At 65.5% G+C, this 15,549-nt stretch carries 12 protein-coding genes; 2 read left to right on the forward strand and 10 right to left on the reverse strand.

Annotation, left to right across the window (positions count from 1 at the left end; all coding sequences use genetic code 11):
- From ATE70_RS02695 to ATE70_RS02725, 7 genes are all read right to left on the reverse strand, one after another.
- The gene (locus ATE70_RS02695) at positions 1–1,149 is read right to left on the reverse strand and encodes a thiolase family protein (RefSeq protein ID WP_058536391.1); all 1,149 of its coding nucleotides are present in this window, start codon (positions 1,147–1,149) and stop codon (positions 1–3) included.
- On the reverse strand, positions 1,146–1,538 hold the full coding sequence (locus ATE70_RS02700) for a Zn-ribbon domain-containing OB-fold protein (RefSeq protein WP_058536392.1): 393 nt from the start codon (positions 1,536–1,538) through the stop codon (positions 1,146–1,148). The genes ATE70_RS02695 and ATE70_RS02700 overlap by 4 nt, the downstream gene beginning before the upstream one ends.
- On the reverse strand, positions 1,535–2,596 hold the full coding sequence (locus ATE70_RS02705) for an acyl-CoA dehydrogenase family protein (RefSeq protein ID WP_058536393.1): 1,062 nt from the start codon (positions 2,594–2,596) through the stop codon (positions 1,535–1,537). Before ATE70_RS02705 ends, ATE70_RS02700 begins: the two co-directional genes overlap by 4 nt.
- Complete coding sequence (locus tag ATE70_RS02710) at positions 2,593–3,837, reverse strand: cytochrome P450 (RefSeq protein ID WP_231732556.1); 1,245 nt, start codon at positions 3,835–3,837, stop codon at positions 2,593–2,595. The genes ATE70_RS02705 and ATE70_RS02710 overlap by 4 nt, the downstream gene beginning before the upstream one ends.
- Positions 3,838–3,912: 75 nt before the next feature.
- Complete coding sequence (locus ATE70_RS02715) at positions 3,913–4,686, reverse strand: ThuA domain-containing protein (protein WP_058536394.1); 774 nt, start codon at positions 4,684–4,686, stop codon at positions 3,913–3,915.
- On the reverse strand, positions 4,683–5,699 hold the full coding sequence (locus ATE70_RS02720; RefSeq protein WP_058536395.1) for an NADP-dependent oxidoreductase: 1,017 nt from the start codon (positions 5,697–5,699) through the stop codon (positions 4,683–4,685). Before ATE70_RS02720 ends, ATE70_RS02715 begins: the two co-directional genes overlap by 4 nt.
- A gap of 9 nt (positions 5,700–5,708) precedes the next feature.
- Entirely contained in the window at positions 5,709–7,832 is a 2,124-nt protein-coding gene (locus ATE70_RS02725; protein ID WP_058536396.1) for a molybdopterin-containing oxidoreductase family protein, read from the reverse strand.
- Between the two features lie 117 nt (positions 7,833–7,949).
- Here ATE70_RS02725 and ATE70_RS02730 point away from each other — a divergent pair, with 117 nt between their 5' ends.
- On the forward strand, positions 7,950–8,948 hold the full coding sequence (locus ATE70_RS02730) for an NADP-dependent oxidoreductase (RefSeq protein WP_058536397.1): 999 nt from the start codon (positions 7,950–7,952) through the stop codon (positions 8,946–8,948).
- Between the two features lie 10 nt (positions 8,949–8,958).
- Positions 8,959–9,768, forward strand: coding sequence for an SDR family NAD(P)-dependent oxidoreductase (locus ATE70_RS02735; protein WP_058536398.1), 810 nt, complete (start codon positions 8,959–8,961; stop codon positions 9,766–9,768).
- Positions 9,769–9,898: 130 nt separating this feature from the next.
- Here ATE70_RS02735 and ATE70_RS02740 read toward each other — a convergent pair whose 3' ends face one another.
- The 3 genes from ATE70_RS02740 to ATE70_RS02750 form a co-directional block, all read right to left on the reverse strand.
- Positions 9,899–11,479 carry a fatty acid--CoA ligase gene (locus ATE70_RS02740; RefSeq protein ID WP_058536399.1) on the reverse strand — a complete coding sequence of 527 codons (1,581 nt, stop codon included), beginning with the start codon at positions 11,477–11,479 and terminating at the stop codon, positions 9,899–9,901.
- A 12-nt stretch (positions 11,480–11,491) separates the two neighbouring features.
- On the reverse strand, positions 11,492–12,955 hold the full coding sequence (locus ATE70_RS02745) for a carotenoid oxygenase family protein (protein ID WP_058536400.1): 1,464 nt from the start codon (positions 12,953–12,955) through the stop codon (positions 11,492–11,494).
- 109 nt (positions 12,956–13,064) lie between these two features.
- Entirely contained in the window at positions 13,065–15,455 is a 2,391-nt protein-coding gene (locus ATE70_RS02750) for a TonB-dependent receptor (protein WP_058536401.1), read from the reverse strand.
- Between the last annotated feature and the right edge of the window lie 94 nt (positions 15,456–15,549).

Genomic DNA, 15,549 nt, shown 5'->3' on the forward strand with positions numbered 1-15,549 from the left:
CTAGCGTTCGAGGATCGCCACCGCCGACAGGCCGGGCGCTCCATAGACATGAGAATAACCGACCTTCGGGCCGTTCGGCACCTGCCGCGCGCCGCCGCGACCACGCAGCTGCAGCGTATTTTCATAGACTTGCCTGAGGCCCGAGGCGCCGATCGGCTCGCCGCACGCGAGGCAGCCGCCGTCGGTGTTCACCGGCATTCTGCCGCCGATCTCGCTCCACCCTTCGGCGAGCCATTGTTCCTGTTCGCCGTCGGTGCAGAAGCCGTTTTCGGCCATGTGCATGATTTCGGCGCCGCTTTCGGTGTCCTGCAACTGTGCGACGGAGACGTCTTCAGGGCCGATGCCCGCCATTTCGAAGGCGGCCTTGCTGGCGACCTCGGTGGGTTTGCCGCCGCCATGGACGCTGATCGACGGCGCGAAGACCTCGAACGATCCTTCGGGTCGGGTGCGGAAGGCGACACTCGCGATGCGCACCGCGTCGGCGCCGAGTTCGCGGACCTTCTTGCCGCTCGCGAGAACGAGCGCGACCGCGCCCTCGGCGGGCGAGCAGAACATATATTTGGTCAGCGGATCGTTGACGATCGGCGCATTCAATATCGTGTCGAGATCGACCGGCGAACGCCGCCACGCATGCTCGCATAGCGTGCCGTTGCGAAACGCCTTTTCGGCGACGAGGCCGAGGGTGCGACGGCTGATGCCGTGGAGTGCCATATAGCGCTGGATCTTCAGCGCAAAGAATTGCGTCGTCAGCATCATGCCGGTTTCGCCATACCATTCAGGCAGGCCGTAATCGGACGGCTTGGCGTTGAAGGCGCCGCGCGGATGCTTGTCGAAGCCGACCGCGAGCGCGATGTCGCAGGCACCCGCGGCAATGGCGTTGCGTGCCGCGGTCAGCGCGCTGCCGCCGGTCGCGCAGCCGTTCGCGACGTTGATGAAGGGGACGCTGGTCAGCCCAAGCTCGTTGACCATGATGTCGGCCGAGCCCGCCGCCGCCGAGCCACCATAAGCGAATTCGACGTCGGGCCATTCGATCCCGGCGTCGCCCAGCGCCTCGCGCACGGCATAGACGCCCTGGTCGCGCCCCGACCGGCCATCGGTGCGGCCAAAGGGATGGATACCCGCGCCGATGATATAGACGTCGTCGTTCATGGCTGGCGCTCCGGACGGAAGGCATAGGTCGACCGCGTATCGTCGAAGGCGACGACGGCGAAGGTCATCGGCATCCCGATGACGAGGTCGGCCGCTTCGGCGTCGACGATCCGCGTCTCGACGATCACTTCGCCGGGCAGTTCGACATAGCCGATGAGGAACGGCTGGAAGGGCCGCGGACCGCTGTACGGTTCCTTGGGCTCAAAGCCCTGCGTGGTCCACGACCAGAGCGTGCCTTTGCGCGACAGCGCGACCGGTTCGACCAGCGCGGCGGCGTCGCCCGAAGGCACGGGAAAGACGATCTCGCCGTCGGCGCGGCGCGCGCCGATCAGGCGCGGTTCGGCTTCGTCGGTCCACAGGCCCGGCGCGATCGGGACGAGCACGCTCATGCCGCCCTCGCAAAGCTGCGCAGGCAATGGTCCTGATCGCCGAAGAATTTGTCGAGCAGCATGACGCGCTTCAGCGCATGGCCGATCGCGAGCTCGTCGGTCTGGCCCATGCCGCCGTGCATCTGCACCGCCTCGAGCCCGATTTTCGTCGCCGCTTCGCCGACAAATGCCTTCGCGCCCGCGGCGATGCGCGGCCAGTTCGCATCGTCGGTCGTTGGGTCGAGCATCGCGGTGCGCAGCACCATCGAGCGCGCCTGTTCGAGCGCGGCATAGCATTCGACGAGGCGGTGCTGGAGCGCCTGGAAGCTGCCGATCGCGGCGCCGAACTGCTGGCGCTCGCCGACATAGGCGAGGGTGTCGTCGAACATCGTCTGCGCGAGCCCCAGCATCTCGGCCGCGGCGAGCAGGCGGGCGTCGCCGATGACGCGCTGGAATTTCGCGTCGGGCAGTTCGAACAGCTCTGCAGGTGCGCGATGCAGGTCGATCGTCGCGCCGTTCGAACCGTCGATCACCGGATAGTCCTGCCGCACGACGCCGGCGGCTCCCTTCGCGACTTTCGCGAGCTTGTTGTCGGCGACAGTGACCAGCAGCGTGTCGGCGAGGGGCGCGCCGAGGACGAAGGTCTTGGCGCCGGTGAGATGAGCATTTTCGGCTTTGGTGGCTACGGCTTCGATCTCATAGCGACGCCCCGGTTCTGCAAAGGCGATGGCCGCCAACTGCGCGCCCGAGGCCAGCTCGCAGACCAGCGCGCCATCGCCCGTTGCAGCCGCAAGCCGGATCGGCAGCACGCCATTTTCGAGCCAGGGGTCGATCGCGACTCCTGTGCCCAGCGCTTCGGCGACGAGCGCGAGGTCAACCATCGTTCCGCCGATGCCGCCCATCGTTTGCGGAGCGGCGAGCGCGAGCAGGCCGAGGTCGGCGACCTCCTGCCAACGCGCGCGCGAATAGCCGCCCTCGGCCTTACGCATCGCATGCCGCGCGGCGATGTCGACCGGCCCGAGAAAGCGGCCGATCATGTCGCGCGTCAGCTGCTGGTCTTCGTCGAGGTCGAAATTCATGCGCGCCGCCGGAAGCTGATCGGCAAGGTAGTGAGCCCGCGAAGCAACATGTTCGGCGGCCAGCTCGGCGTGTGACCCTCGGCAACGCGGAAGTCGGTGAGTCGGGTGAACAGTTCCGAATAAGCGACCGCCATTTCCTTGCGGCTCAGCATATTGCCGACGCACATATGGATGCCCTTGCCGAAAGCGAGATGGCTGCGCGCATTGGCGCGCTCCATGTCGAAGCGGTCGGGGTCGGGATATTTGGCGGGATCGCGGTTCGCCGCGGCATATCGGAGCTGCACCATCGCGCCCTTCGGGATTTTGACCCCGCCAAGCTCGGCGTCCTTCAGCACCATGCGCCACATGCCCGCGGTCGGGCTCTCGGTGCGCAGCACTTCCTCGACAAGGTTGATGATCGCGCGGTCATTGCCTTCGTCGGCGGCGGCGACGGCTTTTGCCATCTGGTCGGGGCTTTCGATCAATTGAAGCAACCCGCCGGCGAGCGCCGAGGTCGTCGTCTCATTCCCCGCGACCATCAGCTGCTGCATGATCGACAGGATTTCGGCATCCTCCAGCGGTCGTTCGCCGTCGACTTCGGCGTAGACGAGGTCGGAGAGCAGGTCGTCGGTGCGATTGGCGCGGCGCTCGTCGATCTTCGCTTTCACATAATGCTGGAATTCGACCACCTCGCGCGCGCATTCGAGCTCGCGTTCCTTCGGGATCATCCGGCCGAGCCGGTCGACGAAGGCGTCGGACCAGCGCTTCACGCGATCGAGGTCGCCCTCCATGCCGATCTGGCTCGCGATCATCGCGACGGGCAGTGGAATGCCGAAATCGCGGACGAAATCGGCGTCGCCTTTTGCCGCCATCTTTTCGATCAGGTCGACGACCACCCCGCGCATATCCTCCTCGATCGCCGCAACGCGCTTCATCGAGAAGGCGAGGTTGACGAGTTTGCGGAAACGCGTGTGCGTCGGCGGGTCGGCGGTGAGCAGCGTGTCGACCTGCGGCCAGCCCTCGGCGAGGATCGCGGCGACATCGCCGTCCTCGGCCATCGCGCCCGACAACGTGCCCTGGAAATTGTTCGAAAAGGTGTCGACCTCGCCCGTCGCTTGCGAACAAAGATCGTAGGAGAGGACGAGGAACATCCCTTCCGACAATTGCACGACGGGGCTCTTGGGCATCCAGGCGCGATAATAATCGAACGGGTCCGCGATGACTTGCGGGTCGAAAAAACTGCTTGCGGCGATATCGTTCACGCGCCTCTTCCCTCAATCTTCTCGTTATACGCGCAACTATATGCAGCCGCTCCCGCCGCGCGATGCACATTTTCGTTAGGCGGCGGTGACATGTGCAAGCGCGTTGGCGATGAACCGGCGCAGGTTCGGATCGGCATAGGCGGCGGGGCCGTCGCCGGGCTGGAGATAGACGAGGCGGCCCGCGCCGACGGCTTTTTCCCATGCGATGAGGTCGCTTTCGGGGCGGTGATCCCAGCCAATGTTGCTGAACATGCGTCCTGCGACGGCCTGCGCCGCCGAGTAGAAATTGTCGCGAACGAAAGCATGGTCGGCGCGGAGCAGCGGCTTGGCCGCGCCCCATATCGGCGCCAGATACAGTTCGTCGCAGAGCGGAAAGTGCGGCGGCAGGCCCGCGGTCACGGGGTGGCCGGGATCGAGCACGACCGCATCGTAACGGACCTCGTGGCGGTAACCCGAGTCGAGATGCGCTTCGCCATTCGCTTCGCCTGGTTCGTAGAGGAAGCGCCCGCCGAGCATGTCGGCCCATTCGGGCCACTCGGCCCAGCCCGCGATCGCATGATGCATCGCGACCGCGCCGCCGCCGCGCGCGAAATAGTCGGTGACCGCGCGGCGGTACGTGAAGGAAGGCGGCCGCGTCGCCGCTTTGCCGCCCTCGAAGCGATATCCGGGCATATCGTAGAAGAGGATCGCGTCGGCATCGTTCGCCGCGCCCGCGGCGACAGCAGTCTCGGCCTCGGGATGGATCAGGTGCGTGACCGCCCAGCCCTCGAAGCTCGCGAGCAGGCCGGCGAAGGGCTCGGCGTCATAAGGATGACCGCCCGACAGGACAAGAAGACGGCGAGCATTCATGCGATCTTGAGGATCATCTTGCCCTGGTTGCTCCCCGCAAAGAGCCGCATGAAGGCGCCGAAGCTGTTTTCGATCCCTTCGTCGACATGCTCGTCGGCGATGAGCTTGCCCTGTTGCAGCCAGCCCGCCATCGCGGCGCCGCCCTCGGCGAAGCGCGGGATATAGTCGGCGACGAGCAGCCCGCGGATCGAGGCGCGGTGGACGATGAGCTGCCAGATGTTGCGCGCGCCGACCTTGTCGACGCTGTTATATTCGCTGATCAGGCCGCAGAGGCCGATGCGCGCGCCGTGGCGGAGGTTCATCAGCCCCGCGTCGAGGATGTCGCCGCCGACATTTTCGAAGATGATATCGACGCCATCGGGCGCCTCGGCGCGGATCGCGTCGGTGAGCGCCTGCACATCCTTGCCGCGATAATCGATCGCGGCGTCGAAACCGTAGCGATCGACGAGCTTCGCGCATTTCTCTGCGCCGCCCGCGATGCCGATCACCTTGCTCGCGCCCTTGATCTTCGCGATCTGCCCGACGAGCGAGCCGACCGCACCCGCGGCGCCGGTGACGAGCACGACGTCGCCGGACTGGGGCTCGCAGACGTCGATATAGCCGAAATAAGCGGTCATCCCGACCGCGCCGAGCACCGACAGATAGTTGGTGACCGACGGTACGAGGCTCGCATCGATCGGCTGGGTGAAACCGCCGACGGTGCCAACCGAATATTCCTCGATGCCGTTCAAGCCCATCACCCATTGGCCGGGCGCAAAGCCTTCGGCCTTGCTCGCCTCGACAATGCCGATGGTCGAGGCGCGCACCGGATCGCCGAGCGGGATCGGCGGCATATAGCTTGGCGCATCGTCCATCCAGCCGCGGATCGCGGGGTCGAGCGAGGCATAATGGTTGCGGATCAGGAACTGCCCGTCGGCGAGTTCGGGCGCGGGTTCGGTGATGAGCGAGAAGTCTTCCGGCACCGGTTCGCCCTCGGGACGGCGGACGAGCAGGAAGCGGCGGTTGTCGGGCATGAAAAATCCTCAGGCGGGAACGATGGAAACCGGGATCGCGCTCTGCAGCGACTGGCCGGTGATGGGGTCGTAGGACACGCTCTCGCTGACGAGGCGATTGGTCGAGACGCCATGCTCGTGGACGCCGTCGGGACCGGTGTCGGGGCCGCCGAAGGCGTGCGCCATCGACACGACGCCGGGGCGCATATTCTCCGCCGAGCGCGCGACCGCGACGACCTCGCCCACCGCCGAGCGAATGCGCACCGTATCGCCGTCGGCGCAGGGGATCAGCGCAAGGTCGTCGGGATGGAGGAAGGCGGGGTTGGTGGTGCGCTTGGCGCGCAGCGCGGGCAGGTTCTGCCCGGTCGAATTGAAGCGGTGCCGGCTGCGGCGCGACACCATGCGCCAGGGAAAGTCGGGGGTGGGCTGGTCGGCGCTGCCATAAGCGATCAACTGGTCGGGCATCGCGCCGGCGGTGAGGTCGAAGCGGCCGGGGGCTTCGGGGTCGCCGGGTTCGACGACAGGATGGAGGTCCGCATAGATCACCGCCTTGCCGCCCTCGGTGTCGCCGCGCACCTTGCTAGGCGCGACCGCGCAGCCCGCGACCATCAGGTCGAGAAAGGCTTCCTTGGTCGGCCGCTGGTTCATCGGGCAGGGGCCGCCCGCGAGCGGCATGCCGGTGCCGAGGCGGTGCGCGAGCTCCCAGAGCATCTCCCACTCCTCGAGCAGCCCTTCGGGTGCCTCGATCATCGCCTCGGTGTAGCGGGCGTAGGGGATTTCGTACCACCATTCGGAAAGATTGCTGATGTCCTCGCGCTCGAGGCACATCTTAGGCGCGAGGATATAGTCGGCGCGCTTTGCGGTCGCGGACCCGGCGTTGACATCGATCGAGACGAGCAGGTCGAGCCCATCGATCGCGCGCGTCATCTTGTCCTGATCGGGGAAAGCAACGAGCGGATTACCGCCGATGACGATCAGCGCGCGCACCTGCCCCTCGCCCGGCGTCAGCATCTCGTCGGCAAGGACGTTGCACGGCATTTCCATGCCGAGATGCGTGAGCCCGCGGATGCGCGAGGCGGGGAAGCCCTCGCCATAGAGCGCCATCGGCGGCGCGACCTGCGCGCGGCGCGGGGTGACGGGGGTGAAGACGCGGGGGATCGAGCTTTTCTCGCCCTCACGGCAGAAACGCCCGCAGATGATGTTGAGCGACGAGACGAGATATTGGGTGAGCGTGCCGTTGCCCGCCATTTCGGGACCGGTGCCGGTCGAAACGACGCCCTTGGTGCCTCCCGCGAACATCCGCGCCGCGGCGACGAGCTGGCTTTCCTCGACGCCTGCGCGCGCCGCGGCGACGGAGGGGGTGAAGCCCGCGACCGCGCGCTGCAATTCGTCGAGGCCGTCGACGTAACGCTGGACGAACGCCTTGTCGTACAGGCCCTCGGACAGGATGACGTTGATCATCCCCGCGAGCAGCGCGGGATCCTCGCCCGGCCGCACGGGCAAATGAATATGCGCGAGCGCCGCGACATCGCTCTCGCGCGGGTCGGCGACGATCAGCTTGAGCCCGTCCTCAAGCGCATCGCGCAGGCGGCGCGAGGGCGAGAAGGGCGGCAGCCCGCCGGGGGGGCCGTAGTGCGAGACGATCGGATTGTTGCCGATAAAGAAGGCGACGTCGGCCTCGGCGAACGTATGCATCCCGCCCATCCAGCTGCCGTAGCGCATCGTCGTATAGACTTTCGCGGGCTGGTCGAGCGTCACCGAGGTATAGATGTTGCGCGTGCCCAGCCCCTGCGCGAACGACATCGCGCTGCCGACCCCTGCGCTGTTCTGGAAAGCATAAGTGCCGCCATAGACGGCGACGGCATGCGGGCCGTGCTCGGCGACGATCGCCGCCAGTTTCGCGCCGATCTCGTCGAGCGCGTCGTCCATGGCGATATCCTGGAACGCCCCGTCGACGCGCTTCTGCGAGACCGTCAACCGTTGCGGGCCGTGGTGTGCTTCGGCGAGCTGGCGGCCCTTGATGCAGGTATAGCCGCCGAACACCGGATCGTCGGCGTCGCCTTGGACCTTGGTCACGCGCCCGTCGTCGATGGTGACGAGCATCGCGCAATTGGCGTGGCAGAAACGGCAGAAACTGCGGCGGACCTCGGGCATCGTCTCTCTCCCTGATCACATCCTACGCCAGCGCGTGGACCAATCGACTGGCACTTTTGGCGGTGGCTGGCTGCCGACCGCAGGCGCAATTTCGGTGCCGGAACAGGGAGAGTATCGATGCCGACATCGCGCCAATGGCTGCTCAACGGACACCCGCGCGGGCGGGGGATCGAGGATGGCGATTTCCGGCTTGTCGAGACTGAAATCGGCGCGCCGGGTGAAGGCGAATTGCTGCTCAAGACGCTCTACCTCGGCTTCGATCCGGCGCAGAAGGGCTGGATGGAGAATATCGCCGACTATGTCGCGCCGATGGCGATCGGTGACGTGATGCGCGGCAGCGGGATCAGCGAAGTTATCGAGAGCAACCATCCGGGCTTCGCAGCCGGCGACTTCGTCATGGGCTCGACGGGCTGGACCGAATGGCATGTCTCGAGCGGCGAGGGGCTGGTCAAGATCGAAACCGAATTGCCGCCGACCGCGATGCTCTCGGTGCTCGGGACGACCGGCGTCACCGCCTATTGCGGGCTGTTCAAGGTCGGGCGGCCGGTTGCGGGCGATACGGTGCTCGTCTCGGGCGCTGCGGGGGCGACGGGATCGGTCGTCGGCCAGCTCGCGAAGATCTCGGGATGCCGCGCGGTCGGTATCGCTGGCGGCGAGGACAAGTGCCGCTGGCTCGTCGAGGAAGCGGGGTATGATGCCGCGATCGATTACAAGGCGGGCAATGTCCGCGCGCAAATCAAGGAGCATTGTCCCGGCGGCGTCAACGTGATTTTCGACAATGTCGGCGGCGCGATCCTCAATGACATGCTCGGCGAGATCGCTACCGGCGCGCGCGTCGCGGTGTGCGGAGGGATCAGTCGCTACGAAATGGGAACGCTGCCCGCGGGGCCGCAGAATTATTTCAACCTGATCTTTCGCCGCGGTTCGATGGCGGGCTTCATCGTGCTCGACTGGGCGAGCGAGTTTCCCGAGATCCGCAGGCGGCTCGAAGGCTTTGTGCTCGATGGGCGGCTCAACTACCGCGAGGATGTGCAGCACGGGTTCGAGAATGCGCCCGACACGCTGAAACGGCTGTTCGTCGGGCAGAACCGCGGCAAACAGCTCTTGAAACTCTGAGGAGAGGCATATGGGCAGGCTGGCCGGAAAGCGCGCCGTCATCATCGGCGCGGCATCGACGGGAAATATGGCGCAGGTGACCGCGCGGCGCTTCGCGCGCGAGGGCGCGACGGTGATGGTCGCGGGGCGCAAGCAGGCGCCGCTCGATGCGCTGGCTAACGAGATCGGCGGTCATGCCGCGCTCTGCGACATCACCGACAAGGCGTCGGTCTTCGCGCTCGCCGATGCGGCGAGGGCGAAGATGGGCGGGGTCGACATCGCGATGAACGCGAGCGGATGGGGACTGCTCAAGCCCTTGCTCGAGGTGACCGAGGAAGAGCTCGACGCGATCGTCGCGTTGCAGTTCACCGGGGTGCATCATTTCCTGCAGGCGTTCGTCGGCGCGATGCTCGCGAACGATCCGAGCGGTGGGTCGATCATCCAGATTTCGTCGGCGACGACGCACTCGCCGATCGGCAATCACGCCGCCTATATCGGCACCAAGACGGGGTCGGAGGCGTTGATCCGCTGTGTCGCCAATGATTTCGGCGCGGCGGGCATAAGGGCGAATATCGTCTCGCCGGCGTTCACCGAATCGCCGATGACCGAGGGCGCGTTCGCGACGCCGGGGCTCGTCGACGCCTTCCTGCCGCGCTATCCGCTCGGACGCCTGAATACATCGGAGGATGTGGCGAACGCGTGCCTGTGGCTCGCGAGCGACGAGGCGTTTGTGACGGGCGAAAATCTCCAGCCCAATGGCGGACTCGCGCTACGCGGTAACCCGCAGGAGGCCGATATTGCGGCGGCGGTGGGCGCGGCGATGGCGAAACTGCAAAACTGAAAAATCCTCCCTGTCGCGAAGCGATGGGGAGGGGGACCATCCGTAGGATGGTGGAGGGGCGATAGGGCCAACCCCTCCGTCAGCGCTTCGCGCTGCCACCTCCCCATGCCTGCGGCACAGGGAGGATCGATTAGCCGATCTGCCGCTCGCGCCCTTCCCAATAGGGGGCGCGGAGTTCGCGGCGCAGGATCTTGCCTGACGGGTTGCGCGGCAGTGCGGCGATGAAGTCCACCGACTTCGGGCATTTATAGCCGGCGATCCGCTCGCGCGCCCAGCCGATGATCTCGCTCGCGTCGGTACGCTGCCCTTCGCGCAGCACGACGCACGCCTTCACCGCCTCACCCCATTTTTCGTCGGGGACACCGACGACCGCGACGTCGGCGACCGCGGGGTGGCCATAGATCGCATTCTCGACCTCGGCCGGATAGACATTCTCGCCGCCCGAGATGATCATGTCCTTCACCCGGTCGTGGAGATAGAAATAGCCGTCCTCGTCGGTGTAGCCCGCGTCGCCGGTGCGCAGCCAGCCGCTCGCGTCGATGGCCTCCGCCGTCGCCTCGGGCCGTCCCCAATATTCGCGCATATTCGCCTGCGTGCGGATCGCGATCTCGCCGATTTTGCGTGGGGGCAGGGGATTTCCGTCGGCGTCGATCACGCGCATCTCGACCCCGCGCAGCGGCTTGCCGACCGATCGCATGCGCTCGTTGCCCGCGGGGTCATGATCCTCGGGCGGCAGCGCGGCGATCGTGCCCGACGTCTCGGTCATCCCGTACATCTGGACGAACCCGCACTGGAAAACGTCGATGCATTGCCGAAGCAGATCGAGCGGGATCGGCGAGGCGCCATAGGCGATGTGGCGCAGCCGCGAGAAATCGACCTCGCGCGCCCGCGGCTGACTGACGATGATCTGCATCGCCGCGGGGACCATGAAGATTTTCGAGATTCCATGCGCCTCGATCAGGTCGAGCACCCCGCCGGGGTCGAATTCGCGCGTGATCACGCCCGTCGCACCATTGGTCATCACGGTGATGCCGTAGCCGGTGCCGCCGATGTGGAAACAGGGCATGGCGACGAGACCGACATCGTCCGCGTCCCAGCGTTCCCAGTCGGCTTGCAGCGCGGGGTCGCGATCGAGCTTCGAACGCAATACCGACCCGTTGGTCAGCACCGCGCCCTTCGGCTTGCCGGTGGTGCCTGAGGTGTACATCTGGATCACCGCGTCGCCTTCGCCGCGCGGCACGTCGGGGTCGCTATCGGGAAACGTGTCGCGCCAGCTGCGGTAGTCGGCAAAGCCGCTCGCGGCACCCTCGGTGGCGATAACATGTTCGACGCCCGGAAAGGTCTCGCGGTTCGCCGCGACCAGTTCGGTGAACTCGGGACCGACGAACAAGATGTGCGCACCGCAATTGTCGATGATCCACGCGATCTCGGGTACAGCAAGCCGCCAGTTGACCGGGGTCATCACCCCGCCCGCCTTCGCGACCGCCATCACCAGTTCGAAATATATATCGCTGTTCTTGCCGAGATAGGCGACGCGGTCGTCGGGCTCCAGCCCGAGCGAGATCAGCGCATTCGCGCCGCGGTTGCTGTTCGCGTCATATTCGTCGTAGCGCGTCGCGGCGCCTTCGAAATGAAAGACGATCTTGTCCGGCCGCTCACGCGCATTCTTGCGCGCAACATCGGCGACCCGTTCGAATGGCGGCACCTTCACGTCTTGCGTCTCCTACGCCCGGCCGGCGCCGAGTGCCTGCCGATAGAGATTGGAGTCGGCGGCGTAGAAATTGCAATGAAAACCCGACGGCACGCGGAACGGCACATGCACCGTCGCAACCGGGCCCGCGGCAATGTCGAGCGCGTCGAAGATCGCGAGCTCGCTCGTCGCGGCGCCGGCGCGGTGGACCAGCGTCATCGCATAGCCGTCGCCTTCGCCCTGTGCGCCGATTTTCGGTGCAAAGATCAATTCGCCGCACGAGGCGCCGTTGCCGAAGTGGTAGACATCTTCCTTGCCGCTCACCGTGTCGAAGCGCAGCACCCCGTCCATCCCCTCGGCGCGCCCGTCGCGGCTGTTGAGATTGATGTTCGCGAAGCTGTGGCGCGAGGCGCGCGTCATGAAGCGGTCGTCGGGGCGCGGGAACTGGATGTCGCGATCGTTGAGCGTCTCTTCCTTGATCCAGGTTCCGTTGCCGTTGGTGCCGGGGTCGATCGTCCAGCGGCGGAGGCTCTGCTGCGTGTCGGCATGCGTCCGCTTCACCCCGGTCTCGTCGGGGAAGAGCGCGGTGCCGTTGGCCGCGGCGACGTCGGCGATGATCTTGCCGTCCTGCTCCCAGACGTTGAGTTCGTGGAACATGTGGCGCGGCTCATAGTCGAACCAGCGCACATCGCTCGCCGATCCCTCGCGCGGCATCACTGCGAATTTGGTCGGGCGATCATTGACCCACGCGGTCATCGGGCCGCCCTTCATGAAACGGGTGAGGTCGACGTCGATCGGGATCACCGGAAAGACGACCCAATTCTCGGTCAGGAAGAAGGTATGCATCAGCGCGTTGTGCGGCATGTCGATCAGCTCGGCCTTGCGCACGCTGCCGTCAGCGGCGATTACGTCGTAGCGGATCTGCGCCGCGCCCATCGGGCCGCCCACCATCGCGCCGATATTGACGAGCTCACCCGTATAATGGTCGATCTTGGGGTGGGCGGAGAAGGTCGTGGTGATCGTCCCGCCATAATGTTCCTCGCCCAGCGTTTCGAGCGTGCGCGGGTCGAGTTCTACCGCGGGCGCACCCTCCATCAGCGCGAGCAATTTGCCGCCATGGACGATGATGTTGGTGTTGGCGGTGTTGTAGCGCTTGCCCTGCACCGACGGGTCGGCGGTCATCGGATTGCCGAACAGGCCGAACAGGCGCTTTCCCGCCGCCTTCTCCAGCTCGAACTTCTCGGTCCGCACCCAGCGGTTGAGCATCGACGCGCGGCCGTCCGCGATGTGAAAGGCATAGACCATGCCGTCGCCGTCAAACCAGTGATACTCGCCCTCGCGCGTCGGATAGAGCGGTTCGGGGCCGTTGCGATAAAAGACCCCGACCAGATCAGTCGGGATTTCGCCGTCGACGATCAGATCGGGGGCGGTCGCCTCGAAGCGGACGGGTTGGTGATGCCCCGACAAAAAGGGGTGGTCGAAAAATGCCTGCGTCATCCTTGATCCCTTCGCTGATCAAACAAGGGGCGGTGCTTTACGCCGCCCCCTGTCCCCCCATTTTGCCCGCTGCGATCCCGCCGTGCCCGCGGCGGGGCCGTATCGCCCGTCAGAAACGGAAGCCGAGCTCGACCCCGTAGGTGCGCGGCGCCTGCGCGGCGCCGAAGGTGAAAAGGCCCGCGACCGGCAGCGTCGACGACAAGCCTTTGTGGTTGGTGAGGTTGCGTCCGAACAGCGCGAGGCTGACTTCGCGGTCGTCGCCGAGCAGGAAGGTGTAGCCGATCTGCGCCGACAGGTTTTCGCGATCCTCGGTGAAGCAGCGATTGTCGTTGGTCACCGCGCCGGGGACAACCGGGCGGTTCGGCGCGATGCACGTCACATATTTGCTCTGATAGCGCAGCAGCGTCGACGCGTCGAAGCGGCCCGAGCCGATTTCCTTCGAATAGTTGAGCCCCGCCGACCATTGGAATTTGGGCGCGCGGCGCAGCGTCAGCGTCGACACATCATCCGCAATGCCGTCGGCCGGACTGCCCGGAGTCAGGCCGACGATGTCGTTGAAGAAATTCTTGTATTTGGCATCGGTGTAGCTGAACGACGCATTGAAGCTGAACGCATCGGTCATCTGCGCGATGATTTCGGCCTCGAACCCCTTGATGTCGGCCGACGATGCGTTGCGCACCACCGTTTCCTGCGGGCTCGACGAACCGGGAGGCGAAGGCTGCACGACCTCTTCCTGCTTGTTGTCATATTTGGTGTAATAGAAGGCGAGGTTGGTGCGCAGCGTGCGGTCGAGCCAGTCGGCCTTCAGTCCGACCTCATAGGCGTCGACCGTTTCGGGCTGATACGGCCCGAGCGAGGTCGGCGACGCCGCGCGGCCGTTGAACCCGCCCGAACGGAAACCGCGCGAGAAGGACGCATAGACCAGCTTGCCGGGTTCGATCGTATATTCGGCGTTGGCGCGCCAGGTGAATTTGTCGAAGCTGTCGCTACCCGAACAATTGTTCGCAGGGCTGTAGACCGGGATGACGACGCCCGGTGCGGGGCTGGTGGTTCCCGTCACCGCGACGCACGACATGCCGTCGAAACTCGGCTGCGTGATGCGAACGAGCGCACCGATGCGGCCATAATTGTTGAAGATTTCCTTCTTGTCCTTGGTGTAGCGCGCGCCCAATGAGATCTTGAAGGCATCGGTCAGGTTGATCTGGGCATCGGCGAACCCGGCGTAGGATTTGGCGCTGTGGTCGACATATTGGCGCAGCACTGCCCTCGCGCCTTGGCCGAGCACGACGCCGAAATTGGTCGACTGGTCGAGCGTGTACGAACTGTCGAAATAATAGCCGCCGAGCAGGACGTTGACGGTATCGAAGTCGGCGAGCAGGCGCAGCTCCTGGCTGAACTGCTCATATTTCTGCTGTCGCCGCGTGTCGAAGAAATCGGCCGAACTGCCATCGAAATCCTGCGTCACCGATTCCTTGTTCGTGATGTATCCGGTAACCGACGACAACGTCAGATTGTCGCTGAGGTCGATGTCGATATTGCCCGTCACGCTGTCGACATTATTGCGCACCGGCGTCTCGATATTCTGGAACGTCGTATAGAGGCCGTGCGCGGGCAGCGACCAGCGGTTGCATTCGCCCGCAGGCGAAAAGCCGGGTGCGCCGGGTGCCGCGCAGATGACGTCGCGGCCGGTTTCGGACAGTGCCGAGGCGACCGTCTCGCCGCGTTCGCGCGTGTGCTGGTACGTCACCTGCGCGGTGATCGCATCGCTTGGGGTGATCAGCGCGGTGACGCCCCCCGTCAGCGTTTCATATTTGCCTTCGCGGCGGTCCTTGGTGACATTGTAATAGAAGCCGTCGGTCTTGTCGTAATAGCCGAAGGCCTTCAATGCGATGAAATCGCCAAGCTTGCCGGTATTGACGACGAGGCGCGCGCGCTTGGTGTCGAAACGGCTATAGGCGAACTGGCCGCGCACGCCGAAATCCTCGGTCGGACGGGTGCGAATGACGTTGATCACGCCGCCGATCGTGTTGCGGCCGAACAGGGTGCCTTGCGGCCCGCGGAGCACTTCAAGGCGCTCGAGGTCGAAGCTGTCGAGCAGCTGGCCGGTGTTGGTGCCGATGAAGACGCCGTCGACGACGACGCCCACCGCGGGGTCGAAGCTCTTTTCGATATCCTCGAAGCTGATGCCGCGGATCGCGATCGCGGCGGCGCTCGGGCCCGCGCCGACCGAGTCGACGACGAGGCTGGGGACGCGGCCGGCGATGTCGCGGATATCGTCGATCGTCGCCGATTCCAGCGCCTTTTCGTCGAGCGCGGTCACCGCGATCGGGATCGACTGGATGTTTTCTTCGCGCTTCTGCGCGGTGACGACGATCTCGCGGATAGCCCCGCTGTTTTCCTCGACGGGCGGCTCCTGCGCCGCGGCCGGGGTGGCGACCGCCAGTGCGGCGAGCGATACGGTGGCGTAAACGGCAGGCAGCATTCGGGCATGCGTGGTCATCGCGTTCCTCCCTCCTCGCGCCGGCGCATAGGCTCGCCGGTCACGTTGGAAGCGAAGGTCCGCTTTATGCCCCGATTCAACAATCATCAAAAAT

This window comes from Sphingopyxis sp. H053 (assembly GCF_001468225.1).
Taxonomy (GTDB): Bacteria; Pseudomonadota; Alphaproteobacteria; order Sphingomonadales; family Sphingomonadaceae; genus Sphingopyxis.

Excerpts from the sequence above, each read along its gene's own strand:
- ATE70_RS02695 (WP_058536391.1), bottom strand. The coding sequence starts at position 1,149 with ATGAACGACGACGTCTATATCATCGGCGCGGGTATCCATCCCTTTGGC.
- ATE70_RS02700 (WP_058536392.1), bottom strand. The coding sequence starts at position 1,538 with ATGAGCGTGCTCGTCCCGATCGCGCCGGGCCTGTGGACCGACGAAGCC.
- ATE70_RS02705 (WP_058536393.1), bottom strand. The coding sequence starts at position 2,596 with ATGAATTTCGACCTCGACGAAGACCAGCAGCTGACGCGCGACATGATC.
- ATE70_RS02715 (WP_058536394.1), bottom strand. The coding sequence starts at position 4,686 with ATGAATGCTCGCCGTCTTCTTGTCCTGTCGGGCGGTCATCCTTATGAC.
- ATE70_RS02720 (WP_058536395.1), bottom strand. The coding sequence starts at position 5,699 with ATGCCCGACAACCGCCGCTTCCTGCTCGTCCGCCGTCCCGAGGGCGAA.
- ATE70_RS02725 (WP_058536396.1), bottom strand. The coding sequence starts at position 7,832 with ATGCCCGAGGTCCGCCGCAGTTTCTGCCGTTTCTGCCACGCCAATTGC.
- ATE70_RS02730 (WP_058536397.1), top strand. The coding sequence starts at position 7,950 with ATGCCGACATCGCGCCAATGGCTGCTCAACGGACACCCGCGCGGGCGG.
- ATE70_RS02735 (WP_058536398.1), top strand. The coding sequence starts at position 8,959 with ATGGGCAGGCTGGCCGGAAAGCGCGCCGTCATCATCGGCGCGGCATCG.
- ATE70_RS02745 (WP_058536400.1), bottom strand. The coding sequence starts at position 12,955 with ATGACGCAGGCATTTTTCGACCACCCCTTTTTGTCGGGGCATCACCAA.
- ATE70_RS02750 (WP_058536401.1), bottom strand. The coding sequence starts at position 15,455 with ATGACCACGCATGCCCGAATGCTGCCTGCCGTTTACGCCACCGTATCG.